The sequence below is a fragment of the Pseudoalteromonas sp. 10-33 genome (assembly GCF_001469195.1).
Lineage (GTDB): Bacteria > Pseudomonadota > Gammaproteobacteria > Enterobacterales > Alteromonadaceae > Pseudoalteromonas.
Genome location: NZ_LOFI01000004.1, coordinates 25,485 through 44,809, shown reverse-complemented (window position 1 = coordinate 44,809; position 19,325 = coordinate 25,485). Strand labels below are relative to the sequence as shown.

At 40.0% G+C, this 19,325-nt stretch carries 17 protein-coding genes; 12 read left to right on the top strand and 5 right to left on the bottom strand.

Annotated elements, in window-relative coordinates; translation table 11 throughout:
* Complete coding sequence (gene galE / locus ATS76_RS04915; RefSeq protein WP_058551285.1) at window positions 1-1,014, bottom strand: UDP-glucose 4-epimerase GalE; 1,014 nt, start codon at window positions 1,012-1,014, stop codon at window positions 1-3.
* 250 nt (window positions 1,015-1,264) lie between these two features.
* Here galE and ATS76_RS04910 point away from each other — a divergent pair, with 250 nt between their 5' ends.
* Window positions 1,265-2,074 carry an SDR family NAD(P)-dependent oxidoreductase gene (locus ATS76_RS04910; protein ID WP_058551284.1) on the top strand — a complete coding sequence of 270 codons (810 nt, stop codon included), beginning with the start codon at window positions 1,265-1,267 and terminating at the stop codon, window positions 2,072-2,074.
* 132 nt (window positions 2,075-2,206) lie between these two features.
* Here the strand turns inward: ATS76_RS04910 and ATS76_RS04905 are convergent, their stop codons facing one another.
* Window positions 2,207-2,446 carry a YdcH family protein gene (locus ATS76_RS04905; RefSeq protein WP_058405968.1) on the bottom strand — a complete coding sequence of 80 codons (240 nt, stop codon included), beginning with the start codon at window positions 2,444-2,446 and terminating at the stop codon, window positions 2,207-2,209.
* 249 nt (window positions 2,447-2,695) lie between these two features.
* Between ATS76_RS04905 and ATS76_RS04900 the strand changes: the two genes are divergently transcribed.
* From ATS76_RS04900 to speD, 8 genes are all read left to right on the top strand, one after another.
* The gene (locus ATS76_RS04900) at window positions 2,696-3,277 is read left to right on the top strand and encodes an anthranilate synthase component II (protein ID WP_058551283.1); all 582 of its coding nucleotides are present in this window, start codon (window positions 2,696-2,698) and stop codon (window positions 3,275-3,277) included.
* A 46-nt stretch (window positions 3,278-3,323) separates the two neighbouring features.
* Complete coding sequence (locus ATS76_RS04895; RefSeq protein ID WP_058551282.1) at window positions 3,324-4,487, top strand: HDOD domain-containing protein; 1,164 nt, start codon at window positions 3,324-3,326, stop codon at window positions 4,485-4,487.
* Between the two features lie 378 nt (window positions 4,488-4,865).
* Window positions 4,866-6,071 carry an aspartate aminotransferase family protein gene (locus tag ATS76_RS04890; protein WP_058405971.1) on the top strand — a complete coding sequence of 402 codons (1,206 nt, stop codon included), beginning with the start codon at window positions 4,866-4,868 and terminating at the stop codon, window positions 6,069-6,071.
* Window positions 6,072-6,156: 85 nt separating this feature from the next.
* On the top strand, window positions 6,157-7,173 hold the full coding sequence (gene astA / locus ATS76_RS04885; protein WP_058405972.1) for an arginine N-succinyltransferase: 1,017 nt from the start codon (window positions 6,157-6,159) through the stop codon (window positions 7,171-7,173).
* A 15-nt stretch (window positions 7,174-7,188) separates the two neighbouring features.
* The gene (astD, locus tag ATS76_RS04880; RefSeq protein WP_058551281.1) at window positions 7,189-8,658 is read left to right on the top strand and encodes a succinylglutamate-semialdehyde dehydrogenase; all 1,470 of its coding nucleotides are present in this window, start codon (window positions 7,189-7,191) and stop codon (window positions 8,656-8,658) included.
* Window positions 8,659-8,783: 125 nt separating this feature from the next.
* Entirely contained in the window at window positions 8,784-9,131 is a 348-nt protein-coding gene (locus tag ATS76_RS04875) for a DUF3802 family protein (protein ID WP_006791285.1), read from the top strand.
* Window positions 9,132-9,221: 90 nt separating this feature from the next.
* Window positions 9,222-9,635, top strand: a complete 414-nt coding sequence (locus ATS76_RS04870) for an OsmC family protein (RefSeq protein ID WP_058405974.1) — start codon at window positions 9,222-9,224, stop codon at window positions 9,633-9,635.
* A gap of 88 nt (window positions 9,636-9,723) precedes the next feature.
* On the top strand, window positions 9,724-10,536 hold the full coding sequence (gene speD / locus ATS76_RS04865) for an adenosylmethionine decarboxylase (RefSeq protein ID WP_006791283.1): 813 nt from the start codon (window positions 9,724-9,726) through the stop codon (window positions 10,534-10,536).
* Window positions 10,537-10,631: 95 nt separating this feature from the next.
* Here the strand turns inward: speD and ATS76_RS04860 are convergent, their stop codons facing one another.
* Window positions 10,632-11,975 carry a M24 family metallopeptidase gene (locus ATS76_RS04860; protein ID WP_058551280.1) on the bottom strand — a complete coding sequence of 448 codons (1,344 nt, stop codon included), beginning with the start codon at window positions 11,973-11,975 and terminating at the stop codon, window positions 10,632-10,634.
* Window positions 11,976-12,101: 126 nt separating this feature from the next.
* Entirely contained in the window at window positions 12,102-13,385 is a 1,284-nt protein-coding gene (locus ATS76_RS04855; protein ID WP_058551279.1) for an aromatic amino acid transport family protein, read from the bottom strand.
* Between the two features lie 341 nt (window positions 13,386-13,726).
* On the opposite strand from ATS76_RS04855, the gene ATS76_RS04850 reads away from it, so the two are divergent.
* Window positions 13,727-14,119 (top strand): DUF7674 family protein, encoded by a 393-nt coding sequence (locus tag ATS76_RS04850; protein ID WP_058551278.1) that lies wholly within the window; start codon window positions 13,727-13,729, stop codon window positions 14,117-14,119.
* Here ATS76_RS04850 and ATS76_RS04845 read toward each other — a convergent pair.
* Window positions 14,099-15,261 (bottom strand): IS3 family transposase gene (locus tag ATS76_RS04845; RefSeq protein ID WP_152995624.1). Its coding sequence is split into 2 segments (ribosomal slippage): window positions 14,099-15,006 and window positions 15,006-15,261, totalling 1,164 coding nucleotides; the frame shifts between segments, so codons are not numbered across the junction. The two genes, ATS76_RS04850 and ATS76_RS04845, sit on opposite strands and share 21 nt — an antisense overlap.
* A gap of 238 nt (window positions 15,262-15,499) precedes the next feature.
* On the opposite strand from ATS76_RS04845, the gene ATS76_RS04835 reads away from it, so the two are divergent.
* Window positions 15,500-16,297, top strand: coding sequence for an alpha/beta fold hydrolase (locus ATS76_RS04835; protein ID WP_058551275.1), 798 nt, complete (start codon window positions 15,500-15,502; stop codon window positions 16,295-16,297).
* 263 nt (window positions 16,298-16,560) lie between these two features.
* On the top strand, window positions 16,561-19,281 hold the full coding sequence (locus ATS76_RS04830) for an ATP-binding protein (protein ID WP_058551274.1): 2,721 nt from the start codon (window positions 16,561-16,563) through the stop codon (window positions 19,279-19,281).
* The last annotated feature ends 44 nt before the right edge of the window (window positions 19,282-19,325 follow it).

The following is a 19,325-nucleotide window of genomic DNA, read 5'->3' as shown; positions in this document are numbered from 1 at the left end:
TTAACTCTCCAACCCACTTGGGTAATTAGTTTGCCAGCGCCATGTATCGTTGGTCATGTCGCTAAGTGTTAGTTCTGCGTGCCAGTTAAGGGTGGTTTGCGCTTTTGTGGCATCGGCGTAATTACACGCAATATCGCCTGCACGACGCGGTGCAATTTTATAGGGAATCGTTTTACCCGCTGATGCGCTAAACGCATTGATCATATCAAGCACTGAATAACCTTGGCCCGTGCCTAAGTTATATGCGTGAAAGGCGGTATCTGTTTTGTGTTGCATAAATGCGGCAACATGGCCTTTTGCTAAATCTAAAACGTGAATATAGTCGCGCACGCCTGTGCCATCTTCAGTGTCGTAGTCGTCACCAAAAATATTAACGACCTCACGTTTACCTACTGCAGTTTGGGCAATAAAGGGCATTAAATTATTTGGAATACCATTTGGGCTTTCGCCTAATAAGCCACTAGGGTGTGCGCCTACAGGGTTAAAGTAACGAAGTGCTATGCCCATAAATTTGCTGTTGGCATTACATACGTCTTGCATGGCTTGTTCAACCATGACTTTAGTCCAACCATAAGGGTTGGTCGCGCGAATTGGGTGTTTTTCGTCTATTGGTAAGTAGTCGGGCTCACCATACACAGTGGCCGATGAGCTAAATATAATATGGTTAACACCTTCATCTTGCATATTTTCAAGCATGCTAAGCGTGCCCGATACATTATTTTGATAATAACGCAGCGGTTGCTCGGTTGATTCACCTACCGCTTTTAGTGCTGCAAAGTGAAATACAGCCTCAGCTTGGGTGTGTTTAAGCGCAAGTTTAAACTGCTGCTCGTCTTGAATGTCACCTAAAATGAATTCAAAGCGAGTGCCTGTAATCTTTTCGAGTTGATCAAGCACACGAGGGCTCGCATTAGACAAATTATCGTAAATAATAGGTGTAATACCCGCCTCATGTAATGCAATACATGTATGGCTACCTATGTAACCCATGCCGCCAGTCACTAAAACTTTCATGTGTTTTCTCGAAAATATATTTATATGATAAATACTACTATTAAGGAAGTTTAAAAACAATAGTTATGAATTGTTCAAAATTCAAATAAATGGCTAAAAAACACACATTCGTTTTGAATCGCTTTATTAATATTTTCTATATACAGATTCAATGACTGCCTAATTATCACTCACAAGTGGCAATGCTATTATAACCCCATCATTAAGCGTTGAATGTGTAGGCTATGTTCTACACAACATGGAGACAGGTATGAATAAAACAATTTTAGTAACAGGTGCAACAGATGGTATTGGGTTTGAAACAGCTAAAATGCTGCTAGCGCAAGGCCATACTGTGCTTCTTCATGGGCGTGACGCGCAAAAGCTTAAAAACGTACACACTTTGCTTGATAACGACTACCCGCAAGCGCGTACACAAATCTACGTAGCTGATTTAAGCGAAATGGCGCAGGTGCAAAACTTGGCTAAACACATTACAGCTGATCATAAACGCTTAGATGTACTTATAAATAATGCCGGTGTGTTTAAAATCGAGAACCCAGAAACTGCAGAGGGTCTTGATGCACGATTTGCAGTAAACACGTTTGCTCCTTATTTATTAACAACTTTATTATTGCCGCTTTTTAATACCCAAGGGCGAATAGTGAATGTGTCGTCAGCGGCGCAAGCAACGGTCAACTTGGATGCACTAATTGGGCAGAGCGCTTTATCTGACAATGCAGCATACGCACAAAGCAAATTGGCAATTACAATGTGGTCGCGTTATATGGGCTTAAAGCTTAAGGGGAGCGGTCCATTAGTGGTATCGGTTAATCCTAAGTCATTACTGGGTAGTAAAATGGTTAAAGACGCATACGGCCTCAATGGCGGCGATTTAAAGTTAGGTACCGATATATTTTGCCGCGCTGCGCTAAGCGATGAATTTAGCAATTCAACAGGGCTGTTTTTTGATAATGATGCTGAGTGTTTTTCAGCCCCTCATGCTGATGCATTAAATGACACTAAAAATCAGCAATTAATAGATGCGCTCGATTTAAAGTTATTGCAGCTTGCAATATAGCTAACGCAATATGAGCGTGAGTTAAAGGGTGTATCACTAAGCTATACACCCTATAGAGTTTCATTGAAGACAAACAAAGAGTTCACTACTTTAAAAGGGCGAACTCTTTTTTGTTTTGGAGTTTTATATTTACTATGCGCTTATTAAGCGCTGATATAACCAATCTTTTAATTCAGAGCGGTCGTGTTTTAGCTGGTGCATTTGCTCGTCGCTAATAGGCGCACCGTCCAATTCTAATACTCTTATTTCTTTATCTAGCTTATTGTACTGTTTAGCTTTATCAGCAAAGTCAGCATCACTTTTATTTAACGTGTTAATCGTGCTTGTGTGCTCAGGAAAGTCGTTTGTTAATGAATGGTCTTCGCCTAACATAGTCGCTCCTTAATAAAAATAAATACGCTTACAGAAAATAAACCATTTCATAGTATAACCTTGGGCTAGGTCGATCGTAATTCAACCCTATAAATATAAAATTAATGGGACAAAAAAAGAGCCGTTACTTCATCCTAAAGAGGGAATTACTGTTTATATAGCCGCAAACCACTGACACCTAACGCGGCTTAGGTTAGAATGCAAAGGCTTAAATACTCCCAATAACTCCTTTTTTGAGTACTCTATTACATGCTTTTAATGATCGATAACTACGATTCGTTTACTTATAACTTAGTGCAGTACTTTCAGCGATTAGATCAAGACGTATTAGTCAAGCGCAATGACGAGCTGAGCATTGCACAAATTAAGCAACTTAATCCAGAACATATAGTTATCTCGCCGGGTCCTTGCTCACCGAATGAAGCTGGTATATCGTTAAGTGTTGTTGAGCAGTTAAAAGGCCAATACCCTATTTTAGGAATTTGTTTGGGGCATCAAACTATTGCGCAAGCCCTAGGGGGGGATGTAGTGCGCGCAAAAAAAGTAATGCACGGAAAAACATCTGCCATAATGCATACCGACAAAGGTGTTTTTAAAGGGTTAGCTAATCCGTTAACGGTTTGTCGTTATCACTCGCTGGTGGTTAAAGCGCAGTCGTTGCCCAACGAGCTTGAAATAACAGCGTGGACACAAACACCGCAAGGTGAGTTTGACGAAATAATGGGAATGCAACACAAAGAATTAGCAATTGAAGGGGTGCAGTTTCATCCTGAGGCTATTTTAACAGAGCAGGGATTAGAACTGCTTGATAACTTTTTAACTCGCTTCTAGTCTAATAATACTAAACGTATTCAATACTTACTATTTAATGAGCATTATGACCGAACTTGCATTACAACAGCGTACAGCAAAAATACTTGACCAACGAGCACACGATTTGCTGTTGGGTCATAGCTTTGCGCACCAGCAAATTGGGTTTATTCATACATTAGATATTGATTACGGCGAGCCTATGAAGCAGCGCACCCTGTTGCAGGTTGAAGTATCAGCGCAACAAAAGCGTAAGCAAACTAGCACCGCGCATCATAAGTATCGTGCACAAGCCAGCGAACAGCTTCATAAAGTAATAGAAACAGCCATATTTAAACAGCTCGAAGATATAGACGCAGTAATTCAAACCACGATAGGGATTGAAGACAGTGTAGCCACTATTTTAGATATATTAGCGGTAAAGTCTGCCTCAGTTGGCCGCTTGGAGCCGTTAGTAAACGATTTAAGTTGGCTTGGACGAGAGCTGGTTACGCTCGTTAACTTACCTTATTACCGAAACCAGCGTAGTAAAAAAAATACCGCAGTAAAAGTAGATAGCCCAGCACTTGCTCTGCGTTACATAGGGCTTGATAACTTACAGTTAGTTATTCCCACGTTTGCAGTTCGCCACTGGATGCCACACAGCACCGAGCCTTTTTCGTTACTAAAACGCCGGCTACGTGACAGCGCTATGGCCAACGCTATTGCAGCCCAAAAAATTGCAGAGCTAAACGACGTAAACAACATTCATGCTTTTACTCTGGGTATGTTATTAGATGTAGGGCGTATTACGCTGGTACGTTTATATTTAAAAACCTTCGAGCAGGTATGGCAACGAAAAGTACAAATAGCGCGCCAAGAAAACCAAAAAGACCTACACACAGCGTTATTGGAGCTAAAGCCCGATCCTTTGTTTTTAACTACGTTGCTGTGTAATAAGTCAATTCAGGTCAGTGCGCGAGTCATCGACAAAATGGCCTTTAAATATTTGCCATTTAAAGGTGTGATGGAGCAGCTGCAAAATGGCGTAAATAAGGACGATACTGCCTTACCGTTAACGCAGGTCATGTTAAAAGCGCGTTGTTACTCTCAGTACTTAATTTTAAAAGAACACCAACTCATCGAGCCTGACGAAACCGCATCGTGGTTTTCGTATTTTCAGTTCACTAAAACGGAACTAAAAGCACTCCAAACAAGCAATTTTACTAATCTTGCTATTCAAATTGACTAAAAAATTAAATTTTTTGTTAATTTTTTTACGACTATTCATTCATTTCTATTTTTTTATTCACCTTGTTATTTAGCCTTAAAAGCCCATACGTCTTAGTGCTCATGCGGTTAATTGTGAAAAATTTTGTGTAATTGGGTATGCAAATAGTTATTCACTATCTATGAAATAATATCTTAAGCCCTTTATTTTCAAGGGTTACATGAAAGTTTTTAACGAGACAGCTACCACTAATTCTGAAATAATGGGCGTCTGAAAATTGAACCACAAAGCAATTTTTTGTACCCAACAGATACCTGAACGTACTAAAAAGCTTGGTTAATATTATTAGCCAAACACCTATTTTATGCTTTGTGTCGATCACAATTAAGAGGAAATAAAATGACAGTCAATCGCGAATTATTTGATCACGTAATGGTTCCTAACTACGCACCTTCAAGCGTAATTCCTGTTCGAGGCGAAGGCTCTCGCGTATGGGATCAACAAGGTAAAGAGTTTATCGACTTTGCTGGTGGTATTGCTGTTAACTGTCTTGGCCACTGTCACCCTGCATTAGTAGGCGCATTAAAAGAACAGGGCGAAAAAATTTGGCATCTATCAAATGTAATGACCAATGAGCCGGCGCTTCGCCTAGCTAAAAAAATGGTTGATGCAACCTTTGGTGAAAAAGTTTACTTTGCCAACTCGGGTGCAGAAGCAAACGAAGCCGCACTTAAATTAGCGCGTCGTTTTGCACTTGATAAATTTGGCCCAGAAAAATCACAAATTATCGCATTTAATAAAGGCTTCCACGGCCGTACATTCTTTACTGTAACGGTTGGCGGCCAAGCAGCATACTCAGATGGTTTTGGTCCTAAGCCGGGCGATATTGTACATTGTGATTACAATGATTTAGCAGCATTTGAAGCGCTAATTAGCGACCAAACGTGTGCAGTAATGATGGAACCACTGCAAGGTGAAGGCGGTATTGTTTCGCCAACTGACGAGTTTGCTCAACAAGTTCGCGATTTATGTACTAAACACAACGCACTGCTTATTTTTGATGAAGTGCAAACCGGTGTTGGCCGTACGGGCGACTTATACGCATACCAAGGTTTAAACGTAGTACCTGATATTTTAACTTCAGCTAAAGCATTAGGTGGCGGTTTTCCAATTGGCGCAATGTTGACGACAACAGATATTGCACAGCACCTTAAAGTAGGTACTCATGGTTCTACTTACGGCGGAAACCCGCTTGCATGTGCTGTTGCAGAAGCCGCATTTGATACTGTTAACACACCCGAAGTACTTGCTGGTGTAAAAGAAAAAGCAGCCCTATTTAACGAGCTACTTGCAGCGGTAAACGAAAAATACAACGTATTTAGCGAAATTCGCGGTAAAGGTTTATTAATTGGCGCCGTAGTAAATGAGCAATACAAAGGCCGTGCTAAAGAGTTTTTAGTAGCCGGTACTGAACAAGGCCTCATGTCGTTAGTGGCAGGTGCTGATGTTGTTCGTTTTACACCCTCTCTTGTTATCCCAGAAGCGGATATTCGTGAAGGTATGGCACGTTTTGAAAAAGCAGTAGCAAGCGTAGTAAACGCATAAGCTGTTTTAGCCAATCTATCGAGGGCAAACATAGTTTGCCCTATGAATTCTATTTACCGTTATTGATAAGGGAGCAAGCGGACTCATGATGATCCTTCGCCCAATCCAGCAAAATGATTATTCAGCATTACTGACAATTGCCCACGAATCGGGCCATGGTTTTACATCTTTGCCTTTAAACGAAGAGCTATTACAAAAGAAGATTGACCATTCAGTAAGCTCATTTGCTAAACAAACGTCACAACCCGGTGACGAAGGCTACTTGTTTGTTCTTGAAGATAGCGAAACAGGTGAAGTAGTAGGTACTTCGGCAATAGAAGCTGCTGTAGGCCTAGATGATGCGTTTTATCATTACCATTTAAGTAAAGTGATTCACTCTTCTCGCACACTAGATGTTTACAAAGCAGTCGATATTTTAACGCTATGTAACGACTACACCGGTGCAACAGAACTATGTACGCTATTTTTAAAAGACGGCTATCGCAAAAACTGTAACGGCAAACTACTGTCTAAAGCACGCTTTATGTTTATTAAACAACACCAAGCGCGTTTTGCAGAAACCGTTATTGCAGAAATGCGCGGTGTGTCTGACGAAAACGGTAATAGCCCGTTTTGGAAATGGTTAGAAGAACATTTTTTCTCAATGGACTTTCCAACAGCTGACTACTTAACCGGCATAGGCCAAAAAGTGTTTATTGCTGAACTTATGCCTAAATACCCAATTTACGTCAATTTACTCAGTAAAGATGCGCAAGCGGTAATCGGTCAAGTTCATAACAATACACGCCCAGCGATTGAATTATTAAAAAGCGAAGGCTTCACGTTTAACGGCTACGTTGATATTTTTGACGCAGGCCCAACAGTTGAAGCAAAAGTAGATAATATTGCTACAGTACGTAACTCACACGATTTTATTGTTGAAATTGGTGAGCAAACGGGCGACACCATGGTGTTGTTAGCAAACGACAAGCTCGAAAACTTTAGAGCGACCGTTACACCAATGAGTTTCGACGAACGCGCTAAAACCGTTGTGTTATCGCAGCAAGTAGCCGACGCCCTGCAGCTACAAACAGGCGATACTGTTAGCGCAACCCCAGTTTAATTTAGGAGAAAGTATATGACTCATCCTGCACAATTTATTAATGGTCAATGGTCACAAGGCCAAGGCACAGAATTTAACTCAGTAAACCCAGCAAATAACGACGTTATTTGGCAAGCATCGTCAGCGACTGCTGAGCAAGTTGATGCCGCGGTTAGCGCTGCGCGTGAAGCGTTTTACGCATGGGCAGAAAAAAGCTTTACTGAGCGCCTAGAAATAGTAAAAGCGTTCGCTGCACAATTAAAAGAAAACAGTGAAGAGCTTGCAATCACTATTGCACAAGAAACAGGTAAGCCATTGTGGGAAACGCGCACTGAAGCGGGTGCGATGGTTGGTAAAATTGCCATTTCTGAAAAAGCATTTTTAGAGCGCACAGGCGACGTAGAAAACGCAATGCCACTAGGGCGCGCCATGATCCGTCATAAGCCGCACGGTGTTGTAGCGGTATTTGGCCCATATAATTTTCCGGGTCACTTACCAAACGGCCATATTGTGCCAGCGTTATTAGCAGGTAATACGGTTGTATTTAAACCGTCTGAGCTAACACCAAAAGTGGCTGAGCTTACCCTTAAACTTTGGGAAAAAGCAGGTTTACCAGCAGGTGTTATCAACCTTGTTCAAGGTGAAGTAGAAACGGGCAAAGCCCTTGCTGCTCACAAAGGTATTGATGGCTTGTTCTTTACTGGTTCATCGCGCACAGGTCATATTTTACATGAGCAGTTTGCAGGCCAACCGGGTAAAATTTTAGCCCTAGAGATGGGCGGTAATAACCCGCTTATTATTACTGACGTTGAAGACACTAAAGCCGTTGTACACGATATTGTGCAATCAGCATTTATCTCAAGCGGTCAGCGTTGTACCTGTGCTCGTAAGTTATTTTTACCAACAGGTAGTAAAGGCGATGCAATATTAGAACGCTTAATTACTGCAACTAAAGCCATTAAAGTAGGCAACTACGACGATGAAGATCAGCCATTTATGGGCTCTATGATCTCATCAGCGGCCGCTGCAGGTATGGTTAAAGCACAAAGCGAACTTGTTGAGCTTGGCGGTAAGGTCCTTGTAGAGCTTGAGCACACAGCAAATACCGGTTTTGTAACGCCAGGTATTATTGAGTGTTCAGCGATTAGTGACTTCCCAGACGAAGAGCATTTTGGCCCGCTATTAAAAGTGTTCCGCTTTGATGACTTTGACAGCGCAATTGATAAAGCAAACGATACAAGCTTTGGCTTATCTGCCGGTTTACTTAGCGATAATGAAGCCGATTACGACCACTTTTTACGTCGTATTCGTGCCGGTATTGTTAACTGGAACCGCCCAATTACGGGTGCGTCTAGCGCTGCACCATTTGGTGGTATTGGCGCATCAGGCAATCACAGAGCAAGCGCGTACTACGCAGCTGACTACTGTGCATACCCTGTAGCTTCAGTAGAGCTTGAAAAAGTAGCCATGCCAGCAACATTAAGCCCAGGCTTAAAAATAGATTAAGCACTCCTTAATGAGTATAAAAGCAGCTTCGGCTGCTTTTTTTATATGCTTAAATCACAAAGCTAGCAATCAACAGCGCTTTCTGCTTAAATCAGCGTAAGTAATATTATTAGGTGGTGAATATCATGGTTTTAGATAGGCAAGGGTACGATGATTTAATCATGTATCTAACTCAAAATTTAGCATTGTTTGAGAAGCCAGGTGTAATAAAACCAGGCGCTCCAACGGTAATGGAACTCATAGAGGATGTTATTGCCGAAAACGTTATGCTAATTTGTGAACAGCACACAAACCTCAACACAGAACAGCGCAGCTTAATTGTACGCGAGGTTGATGGCATTGTTTACGACTTACAAGAAGTACTTAGCAGCATTACGTCACAGCCTGTTACGGTTGAGCAACATGAGTTTATTGACGAATTTGCCAGCTTAATTAAAAATCTCTTCGACAGCGCTGTTTCGCAGCAGTATTAAGCCCCAATTTATAGTGCCGCGTATCGCATTTTCGTTTGCAACTGCGGCCAACTTGCTTACAATCAACAAAAATATTTTTGAGATAAAAACATGCAAGCAAATGTAAAGTGGGTCGAAGGCGACACGTTCGTAGGTCGTTCTAATTCTAATCACAACGTTGTATTTGATACCGGTAGCGATAGTGCGGCACCTAGCCCAATGGAAATGGTGTTGATGTCGGTTGGCTGTTGTTCATCGGTTGACGTTGTGGGTATTTTAAAAAAAGCTAAACAAGACTTTTCAGACGTTCAAGTACAATTGAGTGCTGAACGCGCAGAAACGGCTCCTCGGGTATTTACTAAAATCAATTTACATTTTGTTGTTACAGGCAAAAATGTGTCTGAAAAGCATCTTGCACGCGCTGTTTCTTTGTCTGCTGAAAAGTATTGTTCTGTTGCATTAATGCTTGATAAAACAGTAGAAATTACTCACAGCCATGAAGTTGTGCAAGAACAGGTAAAATAACGCTTTTTCCACGAGGAAAATTCGTATAAAATCCGCGAACTTTTCATTCTGCAGGTGCAGATTTCACTAATTTATAGGTTGGTTTATTATGAACAAACCCTTCGATAAACTTAAACTTCATGGCTTTAACAATTTAACCAAAAGTTTAAGCTTTAGTATTTACGATATTTGCTACGCAAAAACCGAGCAACAACGTAAAGAATATATTGAATATATCGATGAGCAGTACAGTGCAGATAGACTAACCGACATTTTAGGTGAAGTTGTTGATATTATTGGTGCCAATATTTTAAATGTTGCACGCCAAGATTATGAACCACAAGGCGCCAGTGTGACTATTTTGGTTTCGGAAGAGCCAGTAGAAGAGCAGCAAAATTACGATGCTGACGAAGCGCCAGGGCCACTCCCTGATTCAGTGGTTGCGCACCTAGATAAAAGCCACATTTGTGTACACACATACCCAGAAGCTCACCCTGATGATGGTATTTGTACATTCCGTGCTGATATTGAAGTATCTACGTGTGGCATTATTTCACCACTTAAAGCGCTAAACTTTTTAATTCATAGTTTAGAGTCTGACGTGGTAACAATTGACTACCGTGTTCGTGGTTTTACTCGCGACGTAAACGGCGTTAAGCACTACATTGACCACGCAATTAACTCTATCCAAAACTTTATGACAGACGATACCAAAGAAGCGTACCAAATGATGGACGTAAACGTGTATCAAGAAAATCTGTTTCACACCAAAATGATGTTAAAAGAAACCGATCTAAACACTTACTTGTTTGGTCTTTCTACAACTGATTTATCGGATGATGAAGAAGAAGAAATTCGTTCTAAGCTAAACCGTGAAATGCAAGAAATATTCTATGGTCGTAACCTGCCAGAAACTGAATAACAGTCACGTTAGTTAAATAAAAACGGCGCTCATTGAGCGCCGTTTTTGTATGCGTTAATAAAAATACCTATAAATTACTTACATCAGAGTTCAGGTTATTTAACAAGTAACAACTCGGTTTGTCGGCCGTTTAAGTACCACACGCCGGTTTTATCAAAAATGGCGTCTTCTTCTAGCATTATGCGTATTTCTTTATTCCATGGTTTTATAAACACCGCATTGTTAAGCTCAATAGAATAAGCGGTATTTAAATGCAATGGGTAGTCGCCATCGCCGGGCACACCTTGTTGTGAATCCCACATGCCAAGTGTAGTGCCCGCGGCATGACCATGATAGCCAAGCGGGTGCGTATAAATAGTGGGTTTTAAACCTTGAGCAATGGCTTTTTCGCGAGCGGCTTTTAATACCTGATTACCCGTTTTACCTTCGCTAAATTCAGAGGTAAAAATGTCTTGGAGTTTATTGCCCTTTTTAAGTGCATTAACAAGGTAAGCTGGCGCGTCTGTTTCGCCAGGTTTTAAAACATAGGCATGTTGTTGGGTGTCGGTATTTAAGCGTAAGTATGTAATGCCAAAATCGACATGCAGTAAGTCACCCGCTTGAATAACGTTATCGGCGTAGCCATTAGTAAAGCTGTCTTCGTGGTCGAACGATTGGCTGTCGGCGCGTTGTATTGCAATACTTGGGTGAAACCATGTTTGTAGTTTTAGCTCTTTTACGCGCTCTCTAAACCACCACACTAAATCGTCGCTGGTTGTTTTTCCTACCGTAATTACTTTGCTTGAAAAACCCTCAGCAATAATAGCGTGCGCAATAGCAACAATGTGTTTATACATGTCTATTTCTTGAGGAATACGCTGCTCTAACCAGGCAACTGCCAGCGGCTCGGCCGAGATTATTTTATTTTTATAAGCACTGGGTAAGTTGGCCATTAAGGTATTGTAATCGCCCAGCACTAAACCGTCAGCATGCCCCCAATCGGTAGACGTATTAAGTGCAATATTACTTGGTTTATAGCGTTCAATAATGTCGTTCAATGCTTGCCACTGGTTTGGCTGCGCCTTTTTATCCCACCCTTTTGTAAATACATTGCCTATTTTATAGGGGGCAATAGCGTAAGCATCAACTTTGCCTTGCTCATTTAAGGCAAAGAGTAAAATAGTGGTACGCCTTGCCGATAGCCAAGTTGCTGGCAGCATGGTTTTTAATATGGGGTCTTCGTTGTATTCGCGGCTAATAAGCAGCCACATATCAATGTTGTGTTGCTTCATTAGGCTGGGCATTAATGTGTTTACCCTAAGCTCGGTTATATTATCTATAAACGCTGCGCGTTCTTTCATTGATAAAATAGCAGGCACGCCATCGGCTTTAACAAAGGGGCTTAAAAAAAGCGTGGTAAGTAAGCTTACACAAAGTAGGCGTTGTTTTGTAAGGTGCATAATTGTTTTATTTTTAGGCTAGTTAATTTATAACATGCCTCAATAGCAGCTATAAAAAAACAATTTGAGACAAACAGCACACAAAAAAGCCCAGCTAACTAGCTGGGCTTTGCTCGAATAGGTGTGCTATTTAATCATGCTGTAAATAAGTGCAAATACCGCAAGCGCACCTACCGCTAATACAAACAATGTGCTTAAACGGTTACGATATTTATGCAGAGCCGGTACTTTATAAACTGCAATCATAGGCATGATAAATAATATCATGGCAATAATAGGGCCCGACAGCTGATCCATCATATCGAGTATGCTTGGGTTTTTAACTGCACAAAACCAAATGGCAAAAAACATAATAACCACGCCAATTTTATCTACCGTTTTAGCACCAAGCTGTGTTTGTTTAGTTACCAAGCCTGTAAAGCTTTCGCGGGCTCCTAAAAAGTGACCTAAAAACGACGACGTAATGGCAATAAAGGCAACTAAAGGCCCAAGCGTTGCAATAAACGAGTTATGGGTAATGTTAGCAAGGTAGGATAAAACCGATACATTATCAGCTTTTGCTTGTGCCATTTGCTCACCTGTTAACGACAGTACGCACGAAAATACAAACAGCAATACAAACACAATTAACAGTAAGCTTGTGCGTTTTAAAATGGCTTCTGATTTGCGTGCAGCAAGGTCGTCATAGTGTTCGCGTTGTACATGCACAAAGCTTGAAATAGCCGCTGCATGGCTAAACGAAAACACAATAATAGGAATAGATAACCACAGCGTTTTACCAAAGCTGCCCACTTCAGGTAGGCTTATGTCTGGCATTTGCCAGCTAGGAATTAAATACAACGATAGAAAAAATAAAATACCTACAAGCGGGTACACCAAAATAGAAAACGCGCGCAGCATTAAGCGCTCGCCACCCATCATAAGGCTTATCATACCGGCTACCAAAATACCCGAAAGTACCACGCGTGGCGGCGATTCCATACCCAGCTGGTTTACCATAAAACTGTCTACCGTGTTGGTTAAGCCCACACCGTAAATAAGCAAAATAGGAAATATAGATAAAAAGTACAACAACGAAATTAATCGCCCTGCATTAACGCCAAAGTGTTCTTCAACTACATCGGTAAAATCGGCATGCTTATTTTTAGACGATAATACAAAACGAGCTAAACCACGGTGGGCTAAAAAGGTCATCGGAAACGCTAAACACGCCATAATAATCAGCGGCCAAAAACCGCCAATACCAATGTTAATAGGTAAAAATAAAATACCCGCACCAACGGCGGTACCAAAAAGGCTTAAGGTCCACTGCGTATCGTGCAGGTTCCATTTAGATTTAGCGCTTGAATTTGCACTTGAATGCGTCTGTGTTGATGCATTTGAATGCGTTGCATCTAAAGGTGTTGTCATGTGTGTGTGCCGTCCATTATTTATAATAATAACCGCGCCGAAGGATATAGTTTTTGGCCCACTTTTTCATGTTTTTAGCGCCCTAGAGCCGCAATTAACTGCGTTAAAATAGCCCCCAACTGTCATGAATACGAAACAGCGGTGTAAAAGTAAACAAAGCCACCACAAGGTGTTAAAAGCGCATTAATGACACGCTTTACTATTTTCTACACAGTAAAGTAACTCGCTAAAATATAATATTTATAATTGGCAAACACTTACACGGTTTGTTATTAATAGGTGTTCATAAAATAAGGATGTTTTCATCGGTATTTTAATGACTACGTATTAACAGGGAATATATGGCAGACCAAGAAATAAGACAATTTATTGAGGATATACAATCTAAGTTTCCAGACGTCATACCGCTAGTGGATAAGCACGAAGACTGTGAGTTCGCTTTTCGTATGGAGGAGTTCGCAAATTTAACAACGTTTGCATTCAACGAAAATAAAAACGCCAACGCCCTAAAGCATTTGTCATACATGAATCTAAAACTAGACACTGCAAGTCCTACCGAGTTTGATTACATAGATACCTATTATGTCGAACACTTGTTTTGGAAAGCGACCCCTATTGGAATTGAGATGGGTTGGCCACTCGTTCCCGACAACCTAAAAAAGCTATACTTAAATTTTCACGGTCAAGCGCCTCAAATACGTTGTCTGTTGTGGTCAACTAATTCCGGACAGTAAATTAAGTTTTTCTTCTGCTATAGCAGGGGCAACCATTTGGTTGTGGCTATGTGGCCTGCGCCAGTTATAATAATTCATTAAATAATAGCTAATATCTTTTTCAGCTTCTTGGTAATTACTATAACCTAACGAAGGAACCCATTCCGTTTTTAAGCTTCTAAATAGGCGCTCCATCGGGGCATTATCCCAGCAATTTCCTCGGCGGCTCATACTTTGTTCTATACGGTAACGCCACAGCCTTTGTTGAAACCTTTTTGCGCTGTACTGACTGCCTTGGTCTGAATGAAACATAAGCCCAAGTGGCTTGCCTCGTTGCTCGTATGCTCTATCTAATGCTTTAATAACTAAGTCAGTATCAGGCTTATCTGACATTGCCCAGCCAACCACACGACGAGCAAATAAGTCGATAATAACAGCTAGATAAGACCATTTATTACCTGTCCAAATATACGTAATATCCCCACACCAAACTTGGTTTGGGCCATCAACGTCAAACTCACGGTTAAGTATGTTTGGAATATCTAGCCGCTCCACCGTCGCTAATTTATATGAATGAGGCCCTGGTTGTTTGCATACCAATCCCAAGTCACGCATGATGCGGCGTACCTTAAAGATACCAATAGGTAAGCCAGCGTGGTTTAGCATCGCCACTAATGTGCGGCTACCAGCAGCTCCACGACTGAGTGAGAATAACTCACTAATCGTTGACCTAAGCTGCACCTCTTCAAGCTTAATTGATGCCACACGCTGCTTAAAATCATAATAACTAGAACGCGGAACATCAAACACGCTACAGACCATTTCTAAAGACTCATGCTCACTTAAATGGCCTATCAACGAATATTGTTCATCTCGTCTGACATTAAGAGAGCGGTAGCCTTTTTTAAAATTGTTTTTTCTCTTTCAAGTCGATTAATTCTAGCTTCAAGCTCCTGAATTTTAAGCTGTTCAGGAGTAAGAGCTTTAGAGTTTGGTGTTGTGCCACCACGCTCATCTTGTAATTGTTTAACCCAGCGACGAAGAGCTGTTTCACCGACTTCTAGTGAGCGAGCAGCTTCAGGGAATGAGTATCCTTCATCAAGGACTAATTTTGCTGAATCAAGTTTAAACTCTTGAGAAAAAGAGCGACGTTGTTTTGTCATAGAACACCTCAGTTTGAGTGGTAATAATACCACCTAAATTGGTGTCCGGTTTCATTGAATCACAACAGTCAGTAAGAGTAGGGCATTATTATTTGTTTTTCTTTAAAAACCAAAACCTGCCCCGAAAAGTTGTTAAGTAGGCGTGATTGTTCTGAACTTCATAAGCGATTTTTATTAAACTCCGTTATACTTCTAACAATTAAATATGCCAAATGAAGTAAATAGGCCGCTAACTGCAATGAGCACAGACATTCTTTTTCATACTATTTTTGCGCACGAAACCAGTAAAACATGGGTTGTATTTGTCCATGGTGCAGGGGGGAGTTCGGCAATTTGGTTCCGTCAGCTTAAAGCCTATAAAAAAGAATATAATGTATTGCTGCTCGATCTTCGTGGTCACGGTAAATCGAACAACTTAGTGCAAAACTTTGTAGATAATAATTATTCGTTTAATAAGGTCTCTAAAGACATCATCGATGTGTTAGATCACAACAATATCACCAGCGCACACTTTGTTGGCATTTCATTGGGCACAATACTCATTCGAAACATTGCTGAAATTGCACCGCAATATGTTTCTAGCATGGTGCTAGGTGGCGCGGTGACCCGTTTTAATACTCGCAGTAATACTTTGGTTTATTTAGGTAATACCTTTAAGCACTTCTTGCCGTATATGTGGCTGTATCGTTTATTTGCTTTTATTATGATGCCGAAAAAGCGCCATAAAGAGTCTCGGCTTTTGTTTGTTCGCGAAGCAAAGCGCTTGTGCCAAAAAGAGTTTATAAAATGGTTTAAATTGGCCATGGACGTAAACCCCTTAATGCAGTACTTCAAAGAAAAAGACATCGATATTCCCATTCTTTACATTATGGGTAAAGAAGATCATATGTTCCTTGGCCCTGTTAAAGAAATGGTAAAGCGCCATAAAAACAGCGTACTGCAAACTATTCACCAATGTGGCCATGTTTGTAATGTAGAACGCCCTGACTTATTCAACCAGCACTCGCTTGCTTTTATCGCCCAGCAAAACCGTTAAGGGTTGTAGGCAAAATAGGGTTAGCTCTTTCTTTTTTCCTTCCGCCCTAAACTTAAAACAAGACCTGCCCTGAAGAATGCCGAAAGAATAAAACTCCATTTTTATATCAAAGTGTAGGTTGGGTAGAGCGAAGCGGAACCCAACACATCATAGCGTCCGTTCGTCGAAAGTTTAAGAGAGGCGGTTTTATTTATTAAACTGCTTATCCAATAATGTTCAATTGATATACACTGGCAAGGTAACGTATTGATAAGGATATTAAGTTGTCACAAGTTAAAACACTCCCCATTACAGCCACGCGTTGGCTTTCTCTTTTATTGTGCGCAATTACCGCTGCAACAATTACCCTATTTTTAAGTAAAGTCGGTTTTGTACAAAAGGCATATTCAAGCTTGGGCGGTATTTTAAATGCTAATCCGGTTTTGCATTACAGCGTTGCTTTTTTAGCGGGTATTGGCATCAAGTTGTTGCTTGATAAGTTTTATATATCGCACCCTAAGCGGAGTGTTAGATTTAGCTGGCGATATCCGCCAGTGACAATAAGCTTATGGTTATCGGTAACTATTATAGGGTCGATTTTTTATTTCACTTCAAACCAAGAAGAGTTAATAGTCGCTACTTCTTGTTTTGAGTATTTCATCGTATTAATTTTAGGCTCTTCCATAATTACAGCTTATCAACAAAACAATGAAAGAATTAGCCTTAATTTAGTTGTATGCTTTTCTCTTATCGCAGCGACTAGTGCAGCTTTCATTTATTGGCATATCAGTCAGATAGGCTTTAGCTGGCCGCTTTTTATAGCGATAGATGTTTACATATTCATAGCGATACTTTTGACAAGCAAATATGTTAATGAACGGGTTAAATTAAATCGAAAACAAAAAACTATTGGTTGTGCGTCAAGCCTTAGTTCAAATGACTTCAAAACCTTAGGTGAGTTCAAAAGTTGGTTTAAAGATGATTCAACCATTAAAGATAAAGAGCAACTAGAACCAAATTTGCAGGTGTATGCAAAGCGCATTATCAAGCGTTTGCTAACAGGTGGTGATAAGGAAGGATATGAGAAAAGAGAGGCGCAGCATATCGCGCTGTGTGGGCCATTTGGATGCGGAAAAAGCAGCATAGTTGATTGCATTGCAAATGATTTAGCTAAAACCCCTAAGCAAAATGGGGTCTGGATCCACAGTGATATTTCAACTTGGGGCGCAGCCAGCGGCAGTGTCGCGCATGTAGTGCTCAGTAACATTATTGGTGATATCAGTCAGCATGTTGATGTGTGCGCTTTTCGTGCCTTACCTAAGCACTATACCGAAGCGATGAAATCAGGCGGCGGCATATTACAATTTGCTTCAACAATACTCGCAGGCCCAATTGATATTGAGCAAAGATTTAAAAAGCTTAACGCGGTGTTAGAAACTACCAATCACAAATTACTTATTACATTACAAGACGTTGATCGTGGAACAGGGGATGAAAACGAAAAACGTTTAAATGATATAGCTGCACTGTTGGATAGATTGAAAAATCGAGATTTGAGTCATATCAATTTTATCGTTGCTATGGGAAATGAAAATGAGGTTGCTGCTGAAGTTATTTCAAAAGCGACTGATTATAGAGAGGATATTCACAAATCGTCCATTATGGATGTTTTATTGAAATTTACAGAAAAGAGTGTTTTAGATGCTATTGAAGAGCAACGAGTTTTCATAATTGAAAATAGTGAAATACTTAATAAAGAAAAGTTAATCAGTATTCTGTACGGAAATAAAAAGTGGTATGGGGTAAATAGCAAACTTATCGAGATCGAAAATCAAATATATTCCCTCAGACAATTGAAAAAGATACTTCGCAGGGTTAATCAAGTTTGGCAAAAAGAAAAACTGATGGGCGAGGTTAATCTTTTTAATCTAATGATGGTTATTACTTTGAAGGAAACTAATATTAAATCCTTTGAAAAGTATAAGAAATTAGAAAAAGATAATATAAAAAGTTTAGTTACCAGAGGTGATTACGATTTAAAGCCATTTATACATGAGTGCGCTAAAAATAAAATAGAAGAAAGCTTAATTACATTTTATATAGAGATGCTTGATATAACCGCAGATAGTGTTTTAAATCCAGCTATAAATCATGTGTTAGATAACCCCAGTGCTAAATGGCAGCAACATGGAAGCACTAAAAATCAAAGTGTTGGTTTTAACAATGGCTACAGTGATTATTTATCAAGAATCTTATCTGAGGAAGTACCGAAAGATCAGGTGTCAGATCAAGTTAGTATTGCAAATGTTCTTGAGTTATACAAATTAAAGCCAAGCGATACAAAGGGGATACTTTTATTTATAAATCAATTTCTTAGTTTCAGTGATAAGGAGGTAGTAAACTTTGAGCGATTCTTTGGATTAATTGATAATAAACTTGATATTACAGACTGTATTGGTAAACACTTTATTAAGCGAGGGTTTTTCGTGGATTATGCTGTTAATAATGGTGTGGAAGAAATATTCAAAAAACTACTGGCAGAAAGTTTAACTATAAATAAGTTGCATTTAATATTTGATTCATTTTTATCTAATAATAAAATTTATAGTGAGAATATAGGCAATAATATTGTTACTGAGTTTTTATATGAATTTTTAACTTTCCTAGGGGTTACTACTAGCAGCAAAGAGACTTTTAGTCCTCAATCTTTAATTGATGCTATTCGAAGTTTAAATACTACTGAAAATCCACTTGGATATACATTTTTTTATACGTTATTAATTTCCTATAAAAATAATTTTGGAGTAATTACTGGTAAAGTATCTTTGTTAGACAAGATCAATAAAGTACAAGTTGGAGACCATACGCTAGGCAAGCTTTTGGTAGGTGGGAGTTTACAATCTCTACCACAATTAGACAAAAAACAGTTTATGACTTTTAAACATGCTGAGCAGTTAAATAAAGAGATTGAGCAACTAACAGGTAAAGAGTTGATAGAAGGTTGATACAGAGGTTATCCACTTTTAGATTAAACATTATCTTATATGCT